Here is a 16,469-nt window from a genome sequence, read left to right on the forward strand (position 1 = left end):
GTCTTTGTCGGTGCAACGCATAAAAAATTGGCCCTGGCTGTACATGCCGGGGCCCATTTTTTGTTTTTGTTTTCGTCTTGCAAATGTCAATCAATATAGTTTCGGAACACCGAAATACTGCCTCGTTCGCGGCTTTGCTCATTTTTGACTTGAAGCGGACGAGCTGTGCTCTACCTCGCTACTCTGGCGATCTTGCAGCCGAAAATCAATCAACTTTTATGGGGCTATTTTTCGCCGCGCGACACGGGCGCTTGGGAAACTGCCGCACTGTTTCAGCACCCCCAGGGCGGGCAGAAAACATGCCCTTCCCCAAACATAGCTGCGCCGGCAAGGATACGGAAGACGCGCGCGGCCGCAGCTTGTGTGCCCAATCGAAGCTGACGTGCCGCCTTGCCACCTGCCAACGGTCGCATCGATCGCTAAAGAATCTGACAGCGGCGCTGCCATGCAGATGGTCTTCTCCAATGGTCGAAATCACGACCAAGAGGAGACGAAGACGATGAGCCAGAAAACCTGCGCGGCCTGCGACTGCGAACTCGATCAGAACAGCATCAAGGTCAAGCTCGGCGGCAAGACGGTAGAAGTCTGCTGCGAGGAATGCGCTGCCGCCATTGGCGAAGCGGAGACCGCAAGGACGGCTGCGGCGTCGGCGGGAAAGTAAACATGAGGCCGGTCGCCACAGCGGCCGGCCTCCAATTCGCAAGCGTCAAGGTTGTCTTTTCCCCGCGGCCGTTCAATGACCCTTGAGCGCGGCAATTTCAGCCTGGAGCACCGCCACAGTCTCTTCCAGCGTCTGTACGCGCTGTTCCAGCTCGGACAGGCCCGACGTGGCGAAGGACGGCATGCTCGGCGCCGCGGTGATCGTCTGATCGACCTCGCCACACAAAAGATGCGCAAACCGGTCTTCGCGCTGGCCGGCGCCGCGGTTGAGCTGCACGATCAGCGGAGGCCGACGTCCGATCATCAGGTCGAGGTTATCCTTGAGATCCTCGACCGACTGGAACCGCGCCATGCGTTCGCTGCGAGACCAGAGCTCGTAGGCTGTCTGCGGGCCGCGCAGCAAAAGCAGGCCGAGCACGACGATTTGCGGCGAGGTCAGCGAAAAGCGGTTGGCGGCCTGATGTTCATAACGCTCGACGCGCGATGCAAAGGCCTGCCGGACCAACCCCTTCTGGGCGAGCGAATTGAGCGCACGATGCACGTCCACCTGTTCCAACGCCATCACCGGGTCGCGCGCCGTCTTCTGGTTGGCGGCGGAGTGGAGGGAGTTGAGTGTCAGCGGATAGACGTCAGGCGTCGTTTCCTTCTTCTCGATCAGGCAGCCAAGAACACGGGCTTCGATCGCATTGAGTTCGGGAAAATCGGTGTCTGGATTGGTGTTCATAAGCTCACTCTTCTCGGCAACGAGTTCAACGGCAGCCCGGGGTTCTCCGACCGGATTGATCTACCCGGATTTTCCGCCCGTCTTTGGCAGAAAGCCCCGAAATCCCCGGCCGGCCGAACGGCACCCCTCGATAGACCGTTGCACGGCCAAGGCCAAGTTGCTTTCCGGTTTCCAAGTCCGAATATCCCCGGCAGCAAGCGACTGAAGGTAACTCGCTCGATCCTAACCGTCGCCTTGATTTTATTTCACCGAGCCCGACGCTGGCCACCCGATCGATCACGATTGCGCCGCAGTTCGCATCGATACGGTGCCGGTCAATTTCAAGCTGATTCCGCCTCCTGCCCTCCCTCGCCTTACGTCGCCAGATGCCCAGCGGTCACCCAATCGGGATCGCCGCCGCGTCGCTTGGCGGCGACCGTCGAAACCATCATCACAGAAGCCTCCCATGTCCCGTGTGAAAAAGAGGGTCGTACTGCATTTTCCGGGCTTTGAGCCCTTCGACGCGGAGGCGCACCGCCGGCGTTACGCCCGTTCAGCGCGGCAGAGCGCCGAGGTATGGGACTTCAAGTCCGATGTCGGGCCCTTGGTGAGCACGGGCGCGGCGACGCATTTCGACGTCGACTGTGCCGGACCGGACTGGCGGACTTCAAGCCGTATCCATGTTTTCGATCACGATGTGCTCGTCGATACCTTGAGCCGCCAGTCATTCACACGCCGGCTGGGCGGCGGATTTGCCAGTGCGCTGAACGTAACGTTCAACCGTGGGCTTTGGGGTTATTTTCGCCATGCCTGGCGCTTTGGCCTATTTTTCCTGTTCCCCTTCCTGCTGGCCGGATTGATGACGGCAGCGGCCCTAGTCGTTGCATTCATTCCCCACTGGCTGAGCCTTTCGAGCTGGAACCTGCTGTGGAGCGTACCGCTGGCCGGTCTCCTGCTGCGACAGGTCATGATGCCGTTGGCCACGAAGTTCCATACGCTGCACCTGTTTGCCGACTGGGAAATGGCCGTGGCCATGGCACGACTGGATCGGCCCGATTTCAACCGTTGGCTCGAAAGCTGTGTGGATGCCGCTTGCGAGGCGTTCAGCGAGGACGCCGACGAGTATCTTATCAGCTCGCACAGCATGGGTTCGAGTGTCGCCGCGCATGTCATCGGCATGCTGATCGAGCGGCGGCCGGATGTTATCGAAGGCAAACGGGTGGTGTTCGTAACACTTGGCGGCGCGATCCTGCAATGCGCGCTGATGGCGCCGGCCCATGCCCTGCGGGCCCGCGTCGGGGCAATTGCCCGCGCCAAGGAAATCTTCTGGTTCGAGGTCCATTGCCTGACGGATGCGATCCATTTCTACAAGACGCGTGTCGTCGCCCTGTCGGGGCATCCTGAGGCAAGGCAGCCGTCCATCGCCTATATCAAGGTCAAGCACATGCTGTCGCCTGACCGCTATAGGCGGATCAGGCGCAACTTCCTGCGCGTTCATCGCCAGTATGTGCTCGGTCCGGACGTGCGCGCACCGTTCGATTTTACCTTGATGACCGCAGGTCCGCTGCCGGCAGCGGCGTTCGCGGGTTTTTCGCAGGCTAACATACCGGCACTTTGACCCGCGACATCCTCGATGTCCTCTAGCGCGGCCCAGGCAGCCGCGCTTCTTTCCGGTCTTATGGAGCAACGCCCCCAACCGCGACTTCCGGTGCAAAGCGGTCGTTTCCAGCGGATGTCCGCTGGAATATCACACCGCTGATTTCGGCCGACCGGGAGAATGAGGGCAGTCAATCGAACAACCCTCGTCTCGACATGTTCGACTAGTTCCCCGGCTTGTTCTTGATCGCCGCATCGATCTGTTTCTTCACTGCATCCAGGTTGAAGGAGGCCGGATCCTGCATTGGCGGATAGTCAATCGCGGTGAGCGCAAGTTTGCCGACTTCCTGCTGAACACTGACGAAACGCCAGAACTCGCGAGCATAGAAGTCGTTCATGTAGCCCCCACCGAGGTCATTGAGGCTTTGACTGCCAATCGACGGCGTCCGCTCGAATGGGTCCTGACGGATATTGACCATGGTGGGCATGTCCGTTGTTACCTTCGCACCGGGCCAACCCTGAGGCTGCTGGAAGAACTGATACTTGAAGTCATCGATGCGAACTGCCCCCAGAGAAGGGCCGCCGAAGTAGAAGAATTCATGCCGTGCGGATGGTCCTTTGCCCGTCAACAGGTCGAGTTGGTTGTAGCCATCAAGGTGGTTCTTGTAGGTCTTGTCGCCCAGCTTCGCGCCCTTGAGCAACTGGTCAGTAATCTCGCTGTTGCCCGCCGCCGCGACCAGCGTTGGGAACCAATCCAAGGCAGAAAATATGCCGTTCTCGACCGTTCCCGCCTTAACCTTGCCCGGCCAACGGATAATGGCCGGCGCGCGGAACCCGCCCTCCATTACCGTACCCTTGGTGCCCTTGAACGGGGTCATGCCACCGTCGGGCCAGGTAAACACCTCCGCGCCGTTGTCGGTCGTGAAAATGACGATGGTGTTGTCGGTCTCACCCGCATCTTGCACGCATTTCAGGAGAGCGCCGACGCTGTCATCGAGCTGCGCCATGCCAGCTTCTTCGAGGCCATAGTTGGTGTCGCTGTTCATCAGCGCTTGGTATTTTGGCGACAGGAAAGTCCAGACGTGCATTCGCGTCGTATTGTGCCAGACAAAGAACGGTTTGCCGTCTGTCTTTGCCTTGTCCATGAAATCGCACGACGACTTGACCAGGACTTCATCGAAGGAGCCCATGTCGTATTTGGCCTTGGGCATGATGTCATGCATGTTCGGAACGTTGGACATGTCAGGGTACGGCGCTAGGGGACCCTCGTCCACGATCCTCTGCTTGCCGATCTTGCCCCAACGCGGCTGTTCGGATGTGTCGTCCGTATCGGTAGCAAAGGTGTGGACCAGATTGCGCGGCCCGACCTTGTCTCGGTACGACTGTTCGTTCGGAAACGAATACCAATAGGGGTCTGACATCGCGTCGAGGTGATAGAGGTAACCGAAGAACTCGTCGAACCCATGCAGTGTCGGCAGAAACTTGTTCAGATCGCCGAGATGGTTCTTGCCGAACTGGCCGGTGGCGTATCCCTCCGTCTTCAGCGCGGCGGCTATGGTTGCCGCCTTGTCAGGCATTCCTACGTCTGCGCCCGCCTGGCCAACCGTCGTCAGGCCCGTTCGGAGCGGGATTTCACCGGTAATGAAACTCGCCCGTCCAGCAGTGCAACTTGCCTCGGCATAATAGTCCGTAAACATCATGCCCTCTGCCGCCAGCTTGTCGAGGCTGGGCGTCTTCCCGGACATTATTCCCCGGTGATAGGCACCGATATTGAACCAGCCGACATCATCTCCCATGATGACAAGAATGTTGGGTTTTGGCTGCGGCTGCTGCGCAACTGATGGCGCAGCCAGCGCGGTCGCGAATACGGAAGCCAGCAAACCAAAATAAAGGTTTCTCATGCCACTCATAATTCATTCCCTCCGTTTAACTTGGCCTACTGCGTGTTTTCTTAAATCCTATTCGATCTATGGATAAAAACATGCAGCAATTCAAAGCGTTACAGCGACCTTTGCGTGTCTAATACGACGCGCGGCGCTGTAGTGGGGGATGCCCTTCTCACAGCATAGGGGTGCTCCTCCTCATTTATTCGGGACGATGAGCTTGTGAAATTGCGCGGCATAGCGCCGTCTCAGCGGAAAATGTTGGGTAGGGTGAATGCTGCTCTGAAAATTCGCCATAGGGCGGCGACAGACATACCGGCCATCGAAGCGTCAACAGCTAGTCACGCTTTACTAACTGCCGCAGGGTGGCAGTCGTCTTGGGCACGAATATCGCACATCTTCATTTCCTCCGCCAGTTTTGAAACCGCAACGCGAAGCGAGCGTTTACTGCCGGCGCAAAGTTGCCAATCTCACCCATCCGTCGCGCGAAAATAGAGGACCGGTACCGAACGACGCCAACGCTCGGGAAACCTCGCGATCTCGAACCAATGCCTATGCAGAGTTGATCCCACGGACATGGGGAAGTATTTATCGTGTCGACAAAAGGATTCTAAAGATGACCGATACCGATTCCAACCCCACACTCGAACGCAAGCGCGGCTCCGGCGTAAAGATGGTCTACGACCTTCTGCGTGACGAAATCCTCGATCTGGTCCTGCCGCCGGGCAGCCCGATCGACGAGGTCCAACTCGCCGAACGCTTCAAGATGTCGCGCACGCCGATCCGCGAAGCGCTGGTGCGGCTGGCCGGCGAGGGCCTGATCGATACGCTGCCGAACCGGTCGACGATGGTTTCAAGCATCGATTTCCTCAACATGCACACGTTCTTCGATGCGCTCGTGCTGATGTACCGCGTCACCACCCGGCTCGCGGCGCAGCATCATCGCCCGGAGGATCTGCAGATCATCCGCGCCCGGCAGGCTGAATTCGCAGCCGCGGTGCAGGCCCAGGATGCGCTGGCGATGATCGCCACCAACGCCGCCTTTCATTCGGCCATCGCCGAGGCCGGCCGCAACGCCTATTTCAGCGGCCTCTTCAACCGGCTCCTCGACGAAGGCCGGCGGATGCTGCGGCTCTATTACCAGTCCTATGGTGACCAGCTGCCGCAACGCTTCGTCGACGAGCACGAGGACATGATCACCGTGATCGCCGCCCGCAACGTCGAAGCGGCCGACCAGCTGGCCAAGGTGCATGCCGAGCAGATCGTCACTCAGATCAAGCGGCTTTTCACCCGCGACGAGCGGTTGGATATCGCGCTGTAATCTTCTGTCGATTTCTTGTCGACAAATAAAATACAACAGGATATTGTCACCGTCGAAGGCTGAGATCGGCGTCGGTGATGACGTTGGCCTCAGCCCATTCGACAGACCAATTGAGGAGTTTGAGATGAAGGCCAAGATTTTCTCCGGCGTCATTCCTGCGCTGATGACCCCGTGCAACGACGACCGCAGCCCCAACTTCGATGCGCTGGTGCGCAAAGGCAAGGAACTGATCGCCCAGGGCATGTCCGCAGTCGTCTACTGCGGTTCGATGGGTGACTGGCCGCTTTTGACCGACGCGCAGCGCATGGAAGGCGTGGAGCGCCTGGTCAAGGCCGGCATTCCGGTTATCGTCGGCACCGGCGCGGTCAATACCGCTTCTGCCGTCGCCCATGCGGCCCACGCCCAGAAGGTCGGCGCCCAGGGCCTGATGGTTATCCCCCGCGTGCTTTCGCGCGGCTCGGTCGTTGCCGCCCAGAAGAACCACTTCAAGGCCATCCTCTCGGCTGCCCCGGACCTGCCGGCGGTGATTTACAACAGCCCCTACTACGGCTTTGCCACCCGCGCCGACCTGTTCTTCGCGCTGCGCGCCGAACATCCGAACCTCGTCGGCTTCAAGGAATTCGGCGGCGCCGCCGACATGCGCTATGCGGCCGAGAACATCACCAGCCGTGACGATGGCGTCTCGCTGATGATCGGCGTCGACACGGCTGTGTTCCACGGCTTCGTCAACTGCGGCGCAACCGGCGCCATCACTGGCATCGGCTGCGTGCTGCCGAAGGAAGTCATCCACATGTGCAACCTGTCGCGGGCAGCCGCCGAAGGCGACGTCGATGCACGCCTGCGCGCGCTGGAACTGGAACAGGCGCTCGCCGTGCTTTCCTCCTTCGACGAAGGCCCGGATCTGGTTCTCTACTTCAAGCACATGATGGTGCTGAAGGGTGACAAGGAATACACGCTGCACTTCAACGAGACCGACGCCCTGTCGGAAAGCCAGCGCGGCTATGTCGAAGCGCAGTTCAAGCTGTTCAACAGCTGGTATGCCGCGTGGAGCAAGCTCCCGGGCGCAGTGCAGACATACAAGGGCTGATCATCGGTTGACCGCGCGTTAGCAAGAAGGCCCTCCCGTCGGGAGGGTCCTTAGCTGACGTGTGGAATTTTAGGTGACGTTTCTGCTGAACCCCCTACACCGCAAGGACTTAGGGGGTTCTTTTTGTTTAAAAATCTGAAGGAAGCGAGAACCAGCGTCTGTTCGTCCTTAAGGTTCGCGCCCCAGCAACGTCTGATTTCGAATGATCGACGTTAGCTGCGCGGCGCAGATCTTCAGGGGAGCCACGGACTGGGATGCTTTCGCCATCGCCATCGCACCGGAATAGGTTGCTACGACCAGGGTTGCCATGGCCTCAGAATCGAAATCGTGAACGGGGGCCGCCCGGAGGTCGCCCCTTAGCTTGTCGGCGATGGCTGACCTCCAACGCATGAAGATCGCCTCGATCGCGGCCTGGAAATCTTCGTCCTCGCGCGACAGTTCAAGAGCGAGATTGTTCAACGGACAGCCCGACACTGCCCCTTTCCGCTCCAGTTCGGAAATGATGGCTGCGAACACCGCTTGGATACCGTCGGCCGTCGTCGTCGCAAGATTGACTGGCGTGATCCAGGTCAACTCGACGGCTTCCGCCACCCGATCCTGAATAACGGCGAGGCCAAGGGCCTTCTTGGTGGGGAAATGATGGGCGAGCGCTCCACCCGTGACGCCCGCCTCGCGCTTCAAGTCGTGGAGGGCACTGGAATGGTAGCCGCGGGTCGAGAATGCAGCGTAGGCAGCATCCACAAGCCGCTGCCTTAGTCCTTCGGGATCGTTCATGCGTCTATGCGACGAGGTAGGTCGTTCCGACATGGGTCCTTCCTTTCCTCCTGGTTATAACAGGTTGACAAAACAGGACAACTGTCCTGTATTACAAAACAGGACGATTGTCCTGTTCCGAGGAAAGGTGGCCATGACTGTATTCACAATGAGCGAACCACTGACGGCTACGGACGATCCGACCAACGCGATCGTTGAACTGCGGCGGTATCGGCTTCGGCCGAACACCAGGGAGACGCTGATCGACCTGTTCGATCGCGAGTTCATCGAACCCCAGGAAGCGCAGGGAATGAGCGTGATGGGACAATTCCGCGACCTTGATGATCCCGACAGCTTTGTATGGCTGCGAGGCTTTCGCGACATGCCGTCCCGCGCAGCGGCATTGAACTCGTTCTATACGGGCCCGGTGTGGGCAGCTCACCGCGAGCAGGCGAACGGAACGATGATCAATTCGGACAACGTTCTGCTCCTGCGGCCCGCATCGCCCGATACCGGCTTTGCGCGGTCGGGCGTCACGCGCGCCGCCTCTGGCGCGGCGGATGTACGGCGCGGTCTTGTGGTTGCGACGATCTGTTATCTCGCACCACGCACGGACGACGCGTTTGCCGTGTTCTTTGAAGCCGTTGTCAGGCCATATCTGGAGCAAACCTCGGCTACGGTGTTGGCAGCATTGGTCACCGAGCAGAGCCCGAACACTTTCCCCAGGCTGCCTGTGCGCGAAGGGGAGACCGTCTTCGTCTGGTTCTCCGCTTTCCCCAGTCTGGCTGCCTACGAGACGCATCTTGCCGAACTTGCGCACTCCGAGACCTGGATCACGGAGGTCGTTTCGGAGATGGAGCGGCGAACGTGGCGGCAGAACGAGGTGTTGCGGCTGACGCCGACGGCACGATCCCTGCTGCCGTGACGCATTGCGTTGGGGGCGCATCTTCTCGGTGATCTCGCGGCCTTTGTTACCGGATGCCCGTTCAATGAACCCGTTACCGGCAGATTCTGAAAATGTGGAACCAGGGCAACCTGGTTCCACATTTTGGGAAAGGCTAGGCTCTCCGGGATGACCTTTCGTTTTACTGAGTGCCAGAAGCGGGCTGAGTGCCCCCGCCTGGATTTTACGCCACGGCATCGAGCCCAAGTGTGTGCAGGCGCTCGAGTTGCTCCATCTCGGCGGCCGTCAGGGTGATGCCATCGACCTCAGACTTTGCGCGGGCGGCGAAGCGGCGCTGAGACGGCAGGCGCGCGCCCTGGCCGAGAATGGCGTCAAACAGGACCTCGGCGCGGTCGAACGGATTGCCGGGACGCCCGGCGGCAAATGCCTCCGGCGAGAAGGCGATGATCAGTTCGCCATGGAACGGCGCCAATGTGGTGGTGCCGAGATAGTCGAGCACTTCCGGGCTAGTCAGGTCGCCGATCATGATGCCGGCCAGGAGTTCGATCATCGTGCCGATGGCCGAACCCTTATGGCCACCGAACGGCAGCATGGCGCCAGCAAGTGCGGCATCCGGATCGGTCGTCGGATTGCCCGACGCGTCGATCGCCCAGCCCTCCGGCAGCGGCTTGCCGGCACGGCGGTGCAGCTCGATCTCGCCGCGTGCGGCAACGGAGGTCGCAAAGTCGAAGACATAGGGCGGACGGCCTTCGCGCGGCCAGGCGAAGGCAAACGGGTTGGTGCCGAGCAACGGCTTGTTGCCGCCGGTCGGCGCGACCGTCGCATAGCTCGGGCACATGACGAGCCCGGCAAGGCCCATATCCGTCAGTCCTTCCGCCTCGGGCCAGAGCGCCGAGAAATGGGTGCAGTCATTGATGACGAGGGCGGCAAGCCCCAGGGTTCGGGCACGCTCGGCCAGAACAGGCAGGCCAAGCTCGAAGGCCGGATTGGCAAAACCACCCATGGCATTGACCTTGACGATCGCCGAGCCTTCCTGCGGTAGAAGCTCGGGAGTGGCGTCCGGCTTTACCTTACCGGCCTTGACGGTGCGCAGCGCGCCTTCGATACGGTAGATGCCATGCGACTTGCAGGCGTCGCGTTCGCCTGCCACGATCACCCGCGCAAGGGCGCCGGCCTGGACGGCATTGAGCCCGGCCTTGCGGAAGATCGCCTCGACCCGCTCCTGAACTGCGGCGATTGTCAGGGTGGTGGTCTCACTCATCTTGTACCTTTCTGACTGCGTATGACCCTGTTGTGGGCGGTTGAAGTTATGCATACATAGAGTATACAAAGAACCGCCGAGTGCAATTCGGCTGTCAGCTATTCATGCCGAAAGACACCGGTGTTCTCAAGAAAGGATCCGCAGATGGTCTTCACCCCCAAAGGAAAACATCTCGTCGCCGGCGAGTGGCTCGACGGCGCAGGCACCTTCGCCTCGACACCGGCACACGGCCCGGCGCATGACTTCGCGGTCGGCACGGTCGAACTGGTGAACCGCGCCTGCGAGGCGGCGGAAGAAGCGTTCTGGACCTACGGCTATTCGTCGCGGGCCGAACGCGCAGCGTTCCTGCGCGCCATCGCCGACGAGATCGAGGCACGGGCCGAAGCCATTACCGCGATTGGCAGCCAGGAAACCGGCCTGCCGGAAGCGCGGCTGCAGGGCGAACGCGGCCGCACCACCGGTCAGCTGAGACTGTTTGCCGACCATATCGAGGCGGGCGACTACCTCGACCGACGTGTCGATGCGCCCCTCCCCGAGCGCCAGCCGGCGCCCCGTCCGGAAATCCGGCTGATCCAGCGGCCGATCGGCCCGGTCGCCGTTTTTGGCGCCTCCAACTTCCCGCTCGCCTTTTCCACCGCAGGCGGCGATACCGCAGCGGCGCTGGCTGCCGGTTGCCCGGTGGTGGTCAAGGGTCATTCGGCCCATCCCGGCACCGGCGAGATCGTCGCTGAGGCCGTCGAAGCCGCCATCCGCAAGTGCGGCGTTCACCCGGGAGTCTTTTCGCTGATCCAAGGCGGCAGCCGCGACGTCGGCCACGCGCTCGTCAAGCATCCGCTGATCAAGGCCGTCGGCTTCACCGGCTCGCTCGCCGGCGGACGCGCGCTCTTCGATCTGTGCGCCGCCCGCCCCGAACCAATCCCGTTCTTCGGCGAGCTCGGCTCGGTCAACCCGATGTTCCTGCTGCCGGAAGCCTTGAAGGCACGTGCCGAGGCGCTTGGACAGGGCTGGGCCGGTTCGCTGACCATGGGTGCCGGCCAGTTCTGCACCAATCCCGGCATCGCGGTGGTGATCGAAGGATCCGATGCTGACCGCTTCACGGCCGCTGCCGTCGATGCGCTCGCAAAGGTGGCGCCGCAGACCATGCTGACCGATGGCATCGCCAAGGCCTACCGCGACGGCCAGGAGCGTTTCACCACCCGCAACAGCGTCAAGCCGCTGCTCGAGACCAGCTCGTCGGACCGCGCCGCGTCGCCCAACCTGTTCGAGACGACCGGCAGCCAGTTTCTGGCCGACCATGCGCTCGGCGAGGAAGTCTTCGGCCCGCTCGGCCTCGTCGTCCGGGTAAATTCGGAAGCCGAGATGGAACAGCTCGCGCGCGGTCTCCAGGGACAGCTGACGGTCACCGTGCACATGGATGCCGGCGACATCGAGCCGGCCCGTCGCCTGCGCCCCATCCTTGAGCGCAAGGCGGGCCGCCTGCTCGTCAACGGTTTCCCGACCGGTGTCGAGGTCGTCGATTCCATGGTGCATGGCGGGCCGTATCCGGCCTCGACGAACTTTGGCGCGACCAGCGTCGGCACCATGTCGATCCGCCGCTTCCTGCGTCCGGTCTCCTACCAGAACCTGCCGGAAGCCCTGCTGCCGGAAGATTTCCTGAACTGATCCGCGACCGATCGCTGCGCAGGGACCCCATTTTGCGAAACAAATGGGATCCCTGCGGGCCAATGACGTCACGATCATATACTTTTTGTATACTGTTTGTATTTTTAAGTTGATTTACGCTCTCCAACGCGGAATATTGCGCTCGCCGTCAAACGGCGCACCAATTCAGGGAGAGAGAAAAATGAAGACCTCGGTCCTAGCCTTCGGCCTCGTTGCCGCCACTGCTCTGACCAGCCCGGCCCACGCCGACAAGCTGGATGACATCATCGGCTCGGGTACGCTGCGTTGCGCAGTGGTTCTCGACTTCCCGCCGATGGGTTCTCGCGACGAGAACAACAATCCGGTCGGCTTCGACGTCGACTACTGCAACGACCTTGCCAAGGCGCTGGGCGTCACGGCCGAGATCGTCGAAACTCCCTTCCCCGAGCGCATTCCCGCGCTGATGTCCGGCCGCGTTGACGTCGGCGTCGCCTCGACCTCCGATACGCTCGAGCGTGCCAAGACCGTCGGCATGACCGTTCCCTACTTCGCCTTCGAAATGGCCGTTACCGCCAACGACAAGACCGGCATCAAGTCCTTCGAGGACATGAAGGGCAAGGTCGTCGGCGCCACCGCCGGCACCTTCGAAGCGATCGCGCTGGAAAAGCAGGTCAAGGAATGGGGTGCGGGCGAATTCCGTCCTTACCAGACGCAGGCCGACGTCTTCCTCGCGCTTAGCCAGGGCCAGATCGACGCAACGGTGTCGACCTCGACCGTGGCGCAGGCCAACGTGAAGACCGGCAAGTTCGCCGGTATCTCGGTTGTCGGCAAGGCGCCGTTCGACATCGACTACGTGGCTCTCTTCACCAACCGCGAAGAATACGGCCTCATCAACTACCTCAACCTCTTCATCAACCAGCAGGTCCGCACCGGCCGCTATGCCGAACTCTACGAGAAGTGGGTCGGCGGCGAACTGCCTTCGCTGGCGGTGAACGGCGTCTACCGCTAATCTGTCCGTTTCTCTGGCGGCGCGAGGCAAACGTCTCGCGCCGTTGTACCAACCTGCGCTGATATTGACCGATTGCGTGGGACCGTGTGCGGTCATCCGGCAAGGAGCGGACCTTAGAGCGATGCCTTGGCATCGGTCGAGGATTGCGACACTGCCGGTGGCCGACACACGGCCCACCCGAAGGGCCGGGCGCTTTTGGCCCCCGGACCGCGTCGACAATCCTCACCGGACCGTCTGGTCCGGTTGCGGTTGTCTGCTTGCCGGAAGCTAAAATCGCTCCGGCGCAATCGGCCAATATCAGCGCAGGTTGGTACCACTCATTTTCGAAAAGGTGAGACGGCGATGTTCAATTACTCCTTCCACTGGAACCAGGCGCTGAAAGCATTGCCGCAAATGCTTGACGGCGCGCTGGTCACGCTGCAGATCGCGCTGCTGTCGATGCTCATCGGCGTCATTTGCGCGCTCGCCCTGACCGGGTTCCGCCTGTCCGGCAATCGCATCCTCAGTGGCTTTGCCACCGCCTGGATCGAGATCGCGCGCAACACCCCCGCGCTGTTCCAGATCTACATGGCCCATTTCGGCCTCGGCAATTTCGGCATCCATCTGAGCCCCTACACGGCGCTGCTCGTCGGCATTGCCTTCAACAATGCGGGCTATCTGGCTGAAAACTTCCGCGGCGCCCTGAAAGCGATCCCGGATACGCAGACCCGTGCCGGCCGTTCGCTCGGCATGACGGCGCTGCAGGCCTTCCGCTACATCATCCTGCCGCAGATGCTGCGCGTCGCCTTCCTGCCGACCACCAACCAGATGGTCTGGGCAATCCTGATGACCTCACTCGGCGTCACCGTCGGCATGAACACCGACCTCGCCGGCATCACCCAGGAACTGAACGCCCGGTCCTTCCGCACCTTCGAATTCTTCGCCCTGGCAGCCGTGATCTACTACGTGATCGCCAAGGCCGTGACCCTCGCTGCCCGAGCAATCGCCTCGCGCATGTTCCGTTACTGAGAGAGGTGAGAGATGTTCAATACCGCCCTCACCTGGAGTGATCTCGCCTTCCTTGCACAGGGTGCGGCGATGACGCTCGCCGTCACCGCCGTTTCGGTTACCGCCGGTACGCTGCTCGGCATCCTCTTCGGGGTGATCCGTGTTCAAGCCGGCCCCTACTGGTCGGCGCCGCTGACCTTCGTGCTCGACGTGTTTCGCTCCGTTCCGCTCCTGATCCAGCTCGTGTTGGCCAATGCCTTCCAGTCCATCGCCAAAATGGGCTGGGGGCCGTTCACGACCTCTTGCGTGGTGCTGTCGCTCTACACGGCCGCCTATTGCACCGAGATCGTGCGCGGCGGCATCTCGTCGGTGCCGCCGACCACACGCCGCGCGGCACGCTCGCTGGGCATGACCTGGTGGCAGGACATGCGCTACATCGTGGCGCCGCTTGCCACCCGCGTTTCGCTTCCGTCCTGGATCGGCCTCACGCTCGGCGTCATGAAGGACTCGGCACTCGTGCTCTGGCTCGGTCTGATCGAGCTTCTGCGCGCCTCGCAGATTCTCGTCACCCGCCTGCAGGAACCGCTGTTCATTCTCCTGATCTGTGGTGCAATCTATTTCCTCATCAGCTTCCCCATCGCCCGGCTTGGTGGGTATCTCGAAAAACGGTGGTCCCCCAATGATTGAGATTGAAAACGTTCGCAAATCCTTCGGCCCGTTGGAAGTTCTGAAGGGTATCGACCTCACCGTGAAGAAGGGCGAAGTCCTGACCATCATCGGCGGCTCCGGTTCGGGTAAGTCAACGCTGCTAACCTGCATCAACGGGCTCGAGACCATAGACGGCGGACGAATCGTGGTCGACGGCACCGATGTGCATGCAAAAGCGACGAACCTCAACAAGCTGCGCCGTAAGCTCGGCATCGTCTTCCAGCAGTTCAACGCCTTCCCGCATCTGACCGTGCTCGAAAACGTTATGCTCGCACCGCGCAAGGTGCTGGGTCAGTCGAAAGCCGAGGCCGAGGCCATGGCCGTAAAACAGCTCACTCATGTCGGCCTTGGCGACAAGCTTTCGGTCTATCCCAACCGCATGTCGGGCGGCCAGCAGCAGCGCATGGCGATTGCCCGCGCCCTTGCCATGTCCCCGGCCTACATGCTGTTCGACGAAGTGACCTCGGCGCTCGACCCGCAGCTCGTCGGCGAAGTGCTCGACACGCTGCGCATGCTCGCCTCCGAAGGCATGACGATGATCTGCGTCACCCACGAGATGAAATTCGCCCGCGAAGTGTCCGATCGGGTGGCCTTCTTCCACAAGGGCGTGATGGCCGAGATCGCCCCGCCGGAGGAGCTGTTCGGCGCGCCGAAGGATCCGGAACTGCAGAAGTTCCTGGCAGCGACGCATTGAGCCGATCATGAAGGATGCAGCTCAGCCTGACGTCATCGTCATCGGCGCCGGCGTTGTCGGCCTTTCCGCCGCGATAGCGGCCCAGGCACGGGGGCTTTCGGTCACCGTGCTCGACCGGGAAGGCCCGGCAGCTGGAGCCTCGGCGGGAAACGCCGGGGCCTTCGCCTTCACCGACATCCTGCCGCTCGCCTCGCCCGGCATCCTCAAGAAGGCGCCGAAATGGCTGCTCGACCCGCTCGGGCCGCTGAGCATCCCGCCGGCCTACGCCGCGCAGATCGCGCCGTGGATGTTCCGTTTCTGGCGCGCCTGCTCGCCAAAGCGGGTGGCGCATTCGACGGCCGCCCAGACGGCGATGATGGACCTCTCCAAGGTCGAGTTGGAGCCGTTCCTTGCCGCAACCGGCACCCTGCCGATGCTGCGCAAGGATGGCAATCTTCAGGTCTATGAAAGCGAAGCCGAACTCAAGGCTTCGCTGCCCGGATGGCGGGCGCGTGCGGACCATGGCATCGAATTCCGCCATATGGGCGCAGCCGAGATGGCTGAGATCCAGCCGGGTCTGGCGCCCCGCTTCACCCATGGCACCTTTACGCCGGGCTGGTTTTCCATTGCCGACCCGAAGCTCTATACGCTGGCGCTGGCAGAACACTTCCGCGCCAAGGGCGGGGCGATCGAGCGCGCCGACGTTACGGCCCTGGCGCCAATCGATGGCGGCGTCGAAATTCGGACCACAAGTGGCGCGACGCGGCGGGCGGCACAGGTCGTGCTCGCGGCCGGTGCGTTCTCCCACCGGATTGCCAAATCTCTCGGCGAGAGCATCCCGCTCGAAACCGAGCGCGGCTACAACACCACGCTGCCGGCAGACGCCTTCGACCTGCGCACGCAGGTCACCTTCGGCGGCCATGGCTTCGTCGTCACCCGGCTCTCGACCGGTGTCCGTGTCGGCGGCGCAGTCGAGCTCGGCGGGTTGCAACTGCCGCCGAACTACCGCCGGTCCGAAGCCATGCTGCAGAAGGCACGAACCTTCCTGCCGGGGCTCAAGCCCGAAGGTGGCGTGCAGTGGATGGGCTTCCGCCCGTCGCTGCCCGACAGCCTTCCGGCCATCGGCCGCGCCCGCGCGACATCGCGGGTCGTCTACGCTTTCGGTCACGGCCATCTCGGCCTGACCCAATCGGCGGGCACCGCCCGGCTCGTCGCGGATCTTTTGACCGGCCAGGCTCCGACGATTGACATCGCCCCCTTCTCGCCTCAACGGTTCTGACAGA

15 protein-coding genes are annotated in these 16,469 nt (G+C 61.7%); 11 read left to right on the forward strand and 4 right to left on the reverse strand.

Translation table 11 applies throughout. From position 1 onward, the window contains the following. Nucleotides 1–499 precede the first annotated feature (499 nt). Nucleotides 500–661 (forward strand): hypothetical protein, encoded by a 162-nt coding sequence (locus ASD00_RS41020; RefSeq protein WP_164474997.1) that lies wholly within the window; start codon nucleotides 500–502, stop codon nucleotides 659–661. A gap of 72 nt (nucleotides 662–733) precedes the next feature. Here the strand turns inward: ASD00_RS41020 and ASD00_RS25950 are convergent, their stop codons facing one another. Beyond that, nucleotides 734–1,384: a DUF480 domain-containing protein gene (locus ASD00_RS25950; RefSeq protein WP_057210023.1), complete on the reverse strand. Its 651-nt coding sequence runs from the start codon at nucleotides 1,382–1,384 to the stop codon at nucleotides 734–736. A gap of 445 nt (nucleotides 1,385–1,829) precedes the next feature. Here ASD00_RS25950 and ASD00_RS25955 point away from each other — a divergent pair, with 445 nt between their 5' ends. Next, nucleotides 1,830–2,981, forward strand: a complete 1,152-nt coding sequence (locus tag ASD00_RS25955) for a hypothetical protein (protein ID WP_057210025.1) — start codon at nucleotides 1,830–1,832, stop codon at nucleotides 2,979–2,981. Nucleotides 2,982–3,183: 202 nt separating this feature from the next. Here the strand turns inward: ASD00_RS25955 and ASD00_RS25960 are convergent, their stop codons facing one another. Further along, the gene (locus ASD00_RS25960; RefSeq protein ID WP_057210027.1) at nucleotides 3,184–4,869 is read right to left on the reverse strand and encodes an arylsulfatase; all 1,686 of its coding nucleotides are present in this window, start codon (nucleotides 4,867–4,869) and stop codon (nucleotides 3,184–3,186) included. 589 nt (nucleotides 4,870–5,458) lie between these two features. On the opposite strand from ASD00_RS25960, the gene ASD00_RS25965 reads away from it, so the two are divergent. Together ASD00_RS25965 and ASD00_RS25970 are read left to right on the forward strand one after the other, a co-directional pair. Continuing rightward, nucleotides 5,459–6,163, forward strand: a complete 705-nt coding sequence (locus ASD00_RS25965) for a GntR family transcriptional regulator (RefSeq protein WP_057210029.1) — start codon at nucleotides 5,459–5,461, stop codon at nucleotides 6,161–6,163. A gap of 124 nt (nucleotides 6,164–6,287) precedes the next feature. Further along, nucleotides 6,288–7,250: a dihydrodipicolinate synthase family protein gene (locus ASD00_RS25970; protein ID WP_057210031.1), complete on the forward strand. Its 963-nt coding sequence runs from the start codon at nucleotides 6,288–6,290 to the stop codon at nucleotides 7,248–7,250. Nucleotides 7,251–7,418: 168 nt separating this feature from the next. Here ASD00_RS25970 and ASD00_RS25975 read toward each other — a convergent pair whose 3' ends face one another. Continuing rightward, nucleotides 7,419–8,057 carry a TetR/AcrR family transcriptional regulator gene (locus ASD00_RS25975; RefSeq protein ID WP_057210033.1) on the reverse strand — a complete coding sequence of 213 codons (639 nt, stop codon included), beginning with the start codon at nucleotides 8,055–8,057 and terminating at the stop codon, nucleotides 7,419–7,421. 100 nt (nucleotides 8,058–8,157) lie between these two features. Between ASD00_RS25975 and ASD00_RS25980 the strand changes: the two genes are divergently transcribed. After that, entirely contained in the window at nucleotides 8,158–8,928 is a 771-nt protein-coding gene (locus ASD00_RS25980) for an NIPSNAP family protein (RefSeq protein ID WP_225906519.1), read from the forward strand. 202 nt (nucleotides 8,929–9,130) lie between these two features. Here the strand turns inward: ASD00_RS25980 and ASD00_RS25985 are convergent, their stop codons facing one another. Then, nucleotides 9,131–10,168 carry an Ldh family oxidoreductase gene (locus ASD00_RS25985; protein WP_057210036.1) on the reverse strand — a complete coding sequence of 346 codons (1,038 nt, stop codon included), beginning with the start codon at nucleotides 10,166–10,168 and terminating at the stop codon, nucleotides 9,131–9,133. Between the two features lie 144 nt (nucleotides 10,169–10,312). Here ASD00_RS25985 and ASD00_RS25990 point away from each other — a divergent pair, with 144 nt between their 5' ends. The 6 genes from ASD00_RS25990 (at nucleotide 10,313) to ASD00_RS26015 (ending at nucleotide 16,465) form a co-directional block, all read left to right on the forward strand. After that, nucleotides 10,313–11,830: an aldehyde dehydrogenase (NADP(+)) gene (locus tag ASD00_RS25990; RefSeq protein ID WP_057210038.1), complete on the forward strand. Its 1,518-nt coding sequence runs from the start codon at nucleotides 10,313–10,315 to the stop codon at nucleotides 11,828–11,830. A 181-nt stretch (nucleotides 11,831–12,011) separates the two neighbouring features. Then, nucleotides 12,012–12,818 (forward strand): transporter substrate-binding domain-containing protein, encoded by an 807-nt coding sequence (locus ASD00_RS25995; RefSeq protein ID WP_025429440.1) that lies wholly within the window; start codon nucleotides 12,012–12,014, stop codon nucleotides 12,816–12,818. 342 nt (nucleotides 12,819–13,160) lie between these two features. Further along, nucleotides 13,161–13,826, forward strand: a complete 666-nt coding sequence (locus ASD00_RS26000) for an amino acid ABC transporter permease (RefSeq protein WP_025429441.1) — start codon at nucleotides 13,161–13,163, stop codon at nucleotides 13,824–13,826. 12 nt (nucleotides 13,827–13,838) lie between these two features. Continuing rightward, nucleotides 13,839–14,492 carry an amino acid ABC transporter permease gene (locus ASD00_RS26005; protein ID WP_025429442.1) on the forward strand — a complete coding sequence of 218 codons (654 nt, stop codon included), beginning with the start codon at nucleotides 13,839–13,841 and terminating at the stop codon, nucleotides 14,490–14,492. Continuing rightward, a complete protein-coding gene (locus ASD00_RS26010; RefSeq protein WP_057210039.1) occupies nucleotides 14,485–15,207 on the forward strand; it encodes an amino acid ABC transporter ATP-binding protein in 723 nt (240 codons plus the stop codon). The genes ASD00_RS26005 and ASD00_RS26010 overlap by 8 nt, the downstream gene beginning before the upstream one ends. A gap of 7 nt (nucleotides 15,208–15,214) precedes the next feature. Further along, nucleotides 15,215–16,465: an FAD-binding oxidoreductase gene (locus ASD00_RS26015; protein WP_057210041.1), complete on the forward strand. Its 1,251-nt coding sequence runs from the start codon at nucleotides 15,215–15,217 to the stop codon at nucleotides 16,463–16,465. Nucleotides 16,466–16,469 lie beyond the last annotated feature (4 nt).

The sequence above is a fragment of the Ensifer sp. Root31 genome (assembly GCF_001424825.1).
GTDB classification, from domain to species: Bacteria; Pseudomonadota; Alphaproteobacteria; order Rhizobiales; family Rhizobiaceae; genus Ensifer; species Ensifer canadensis.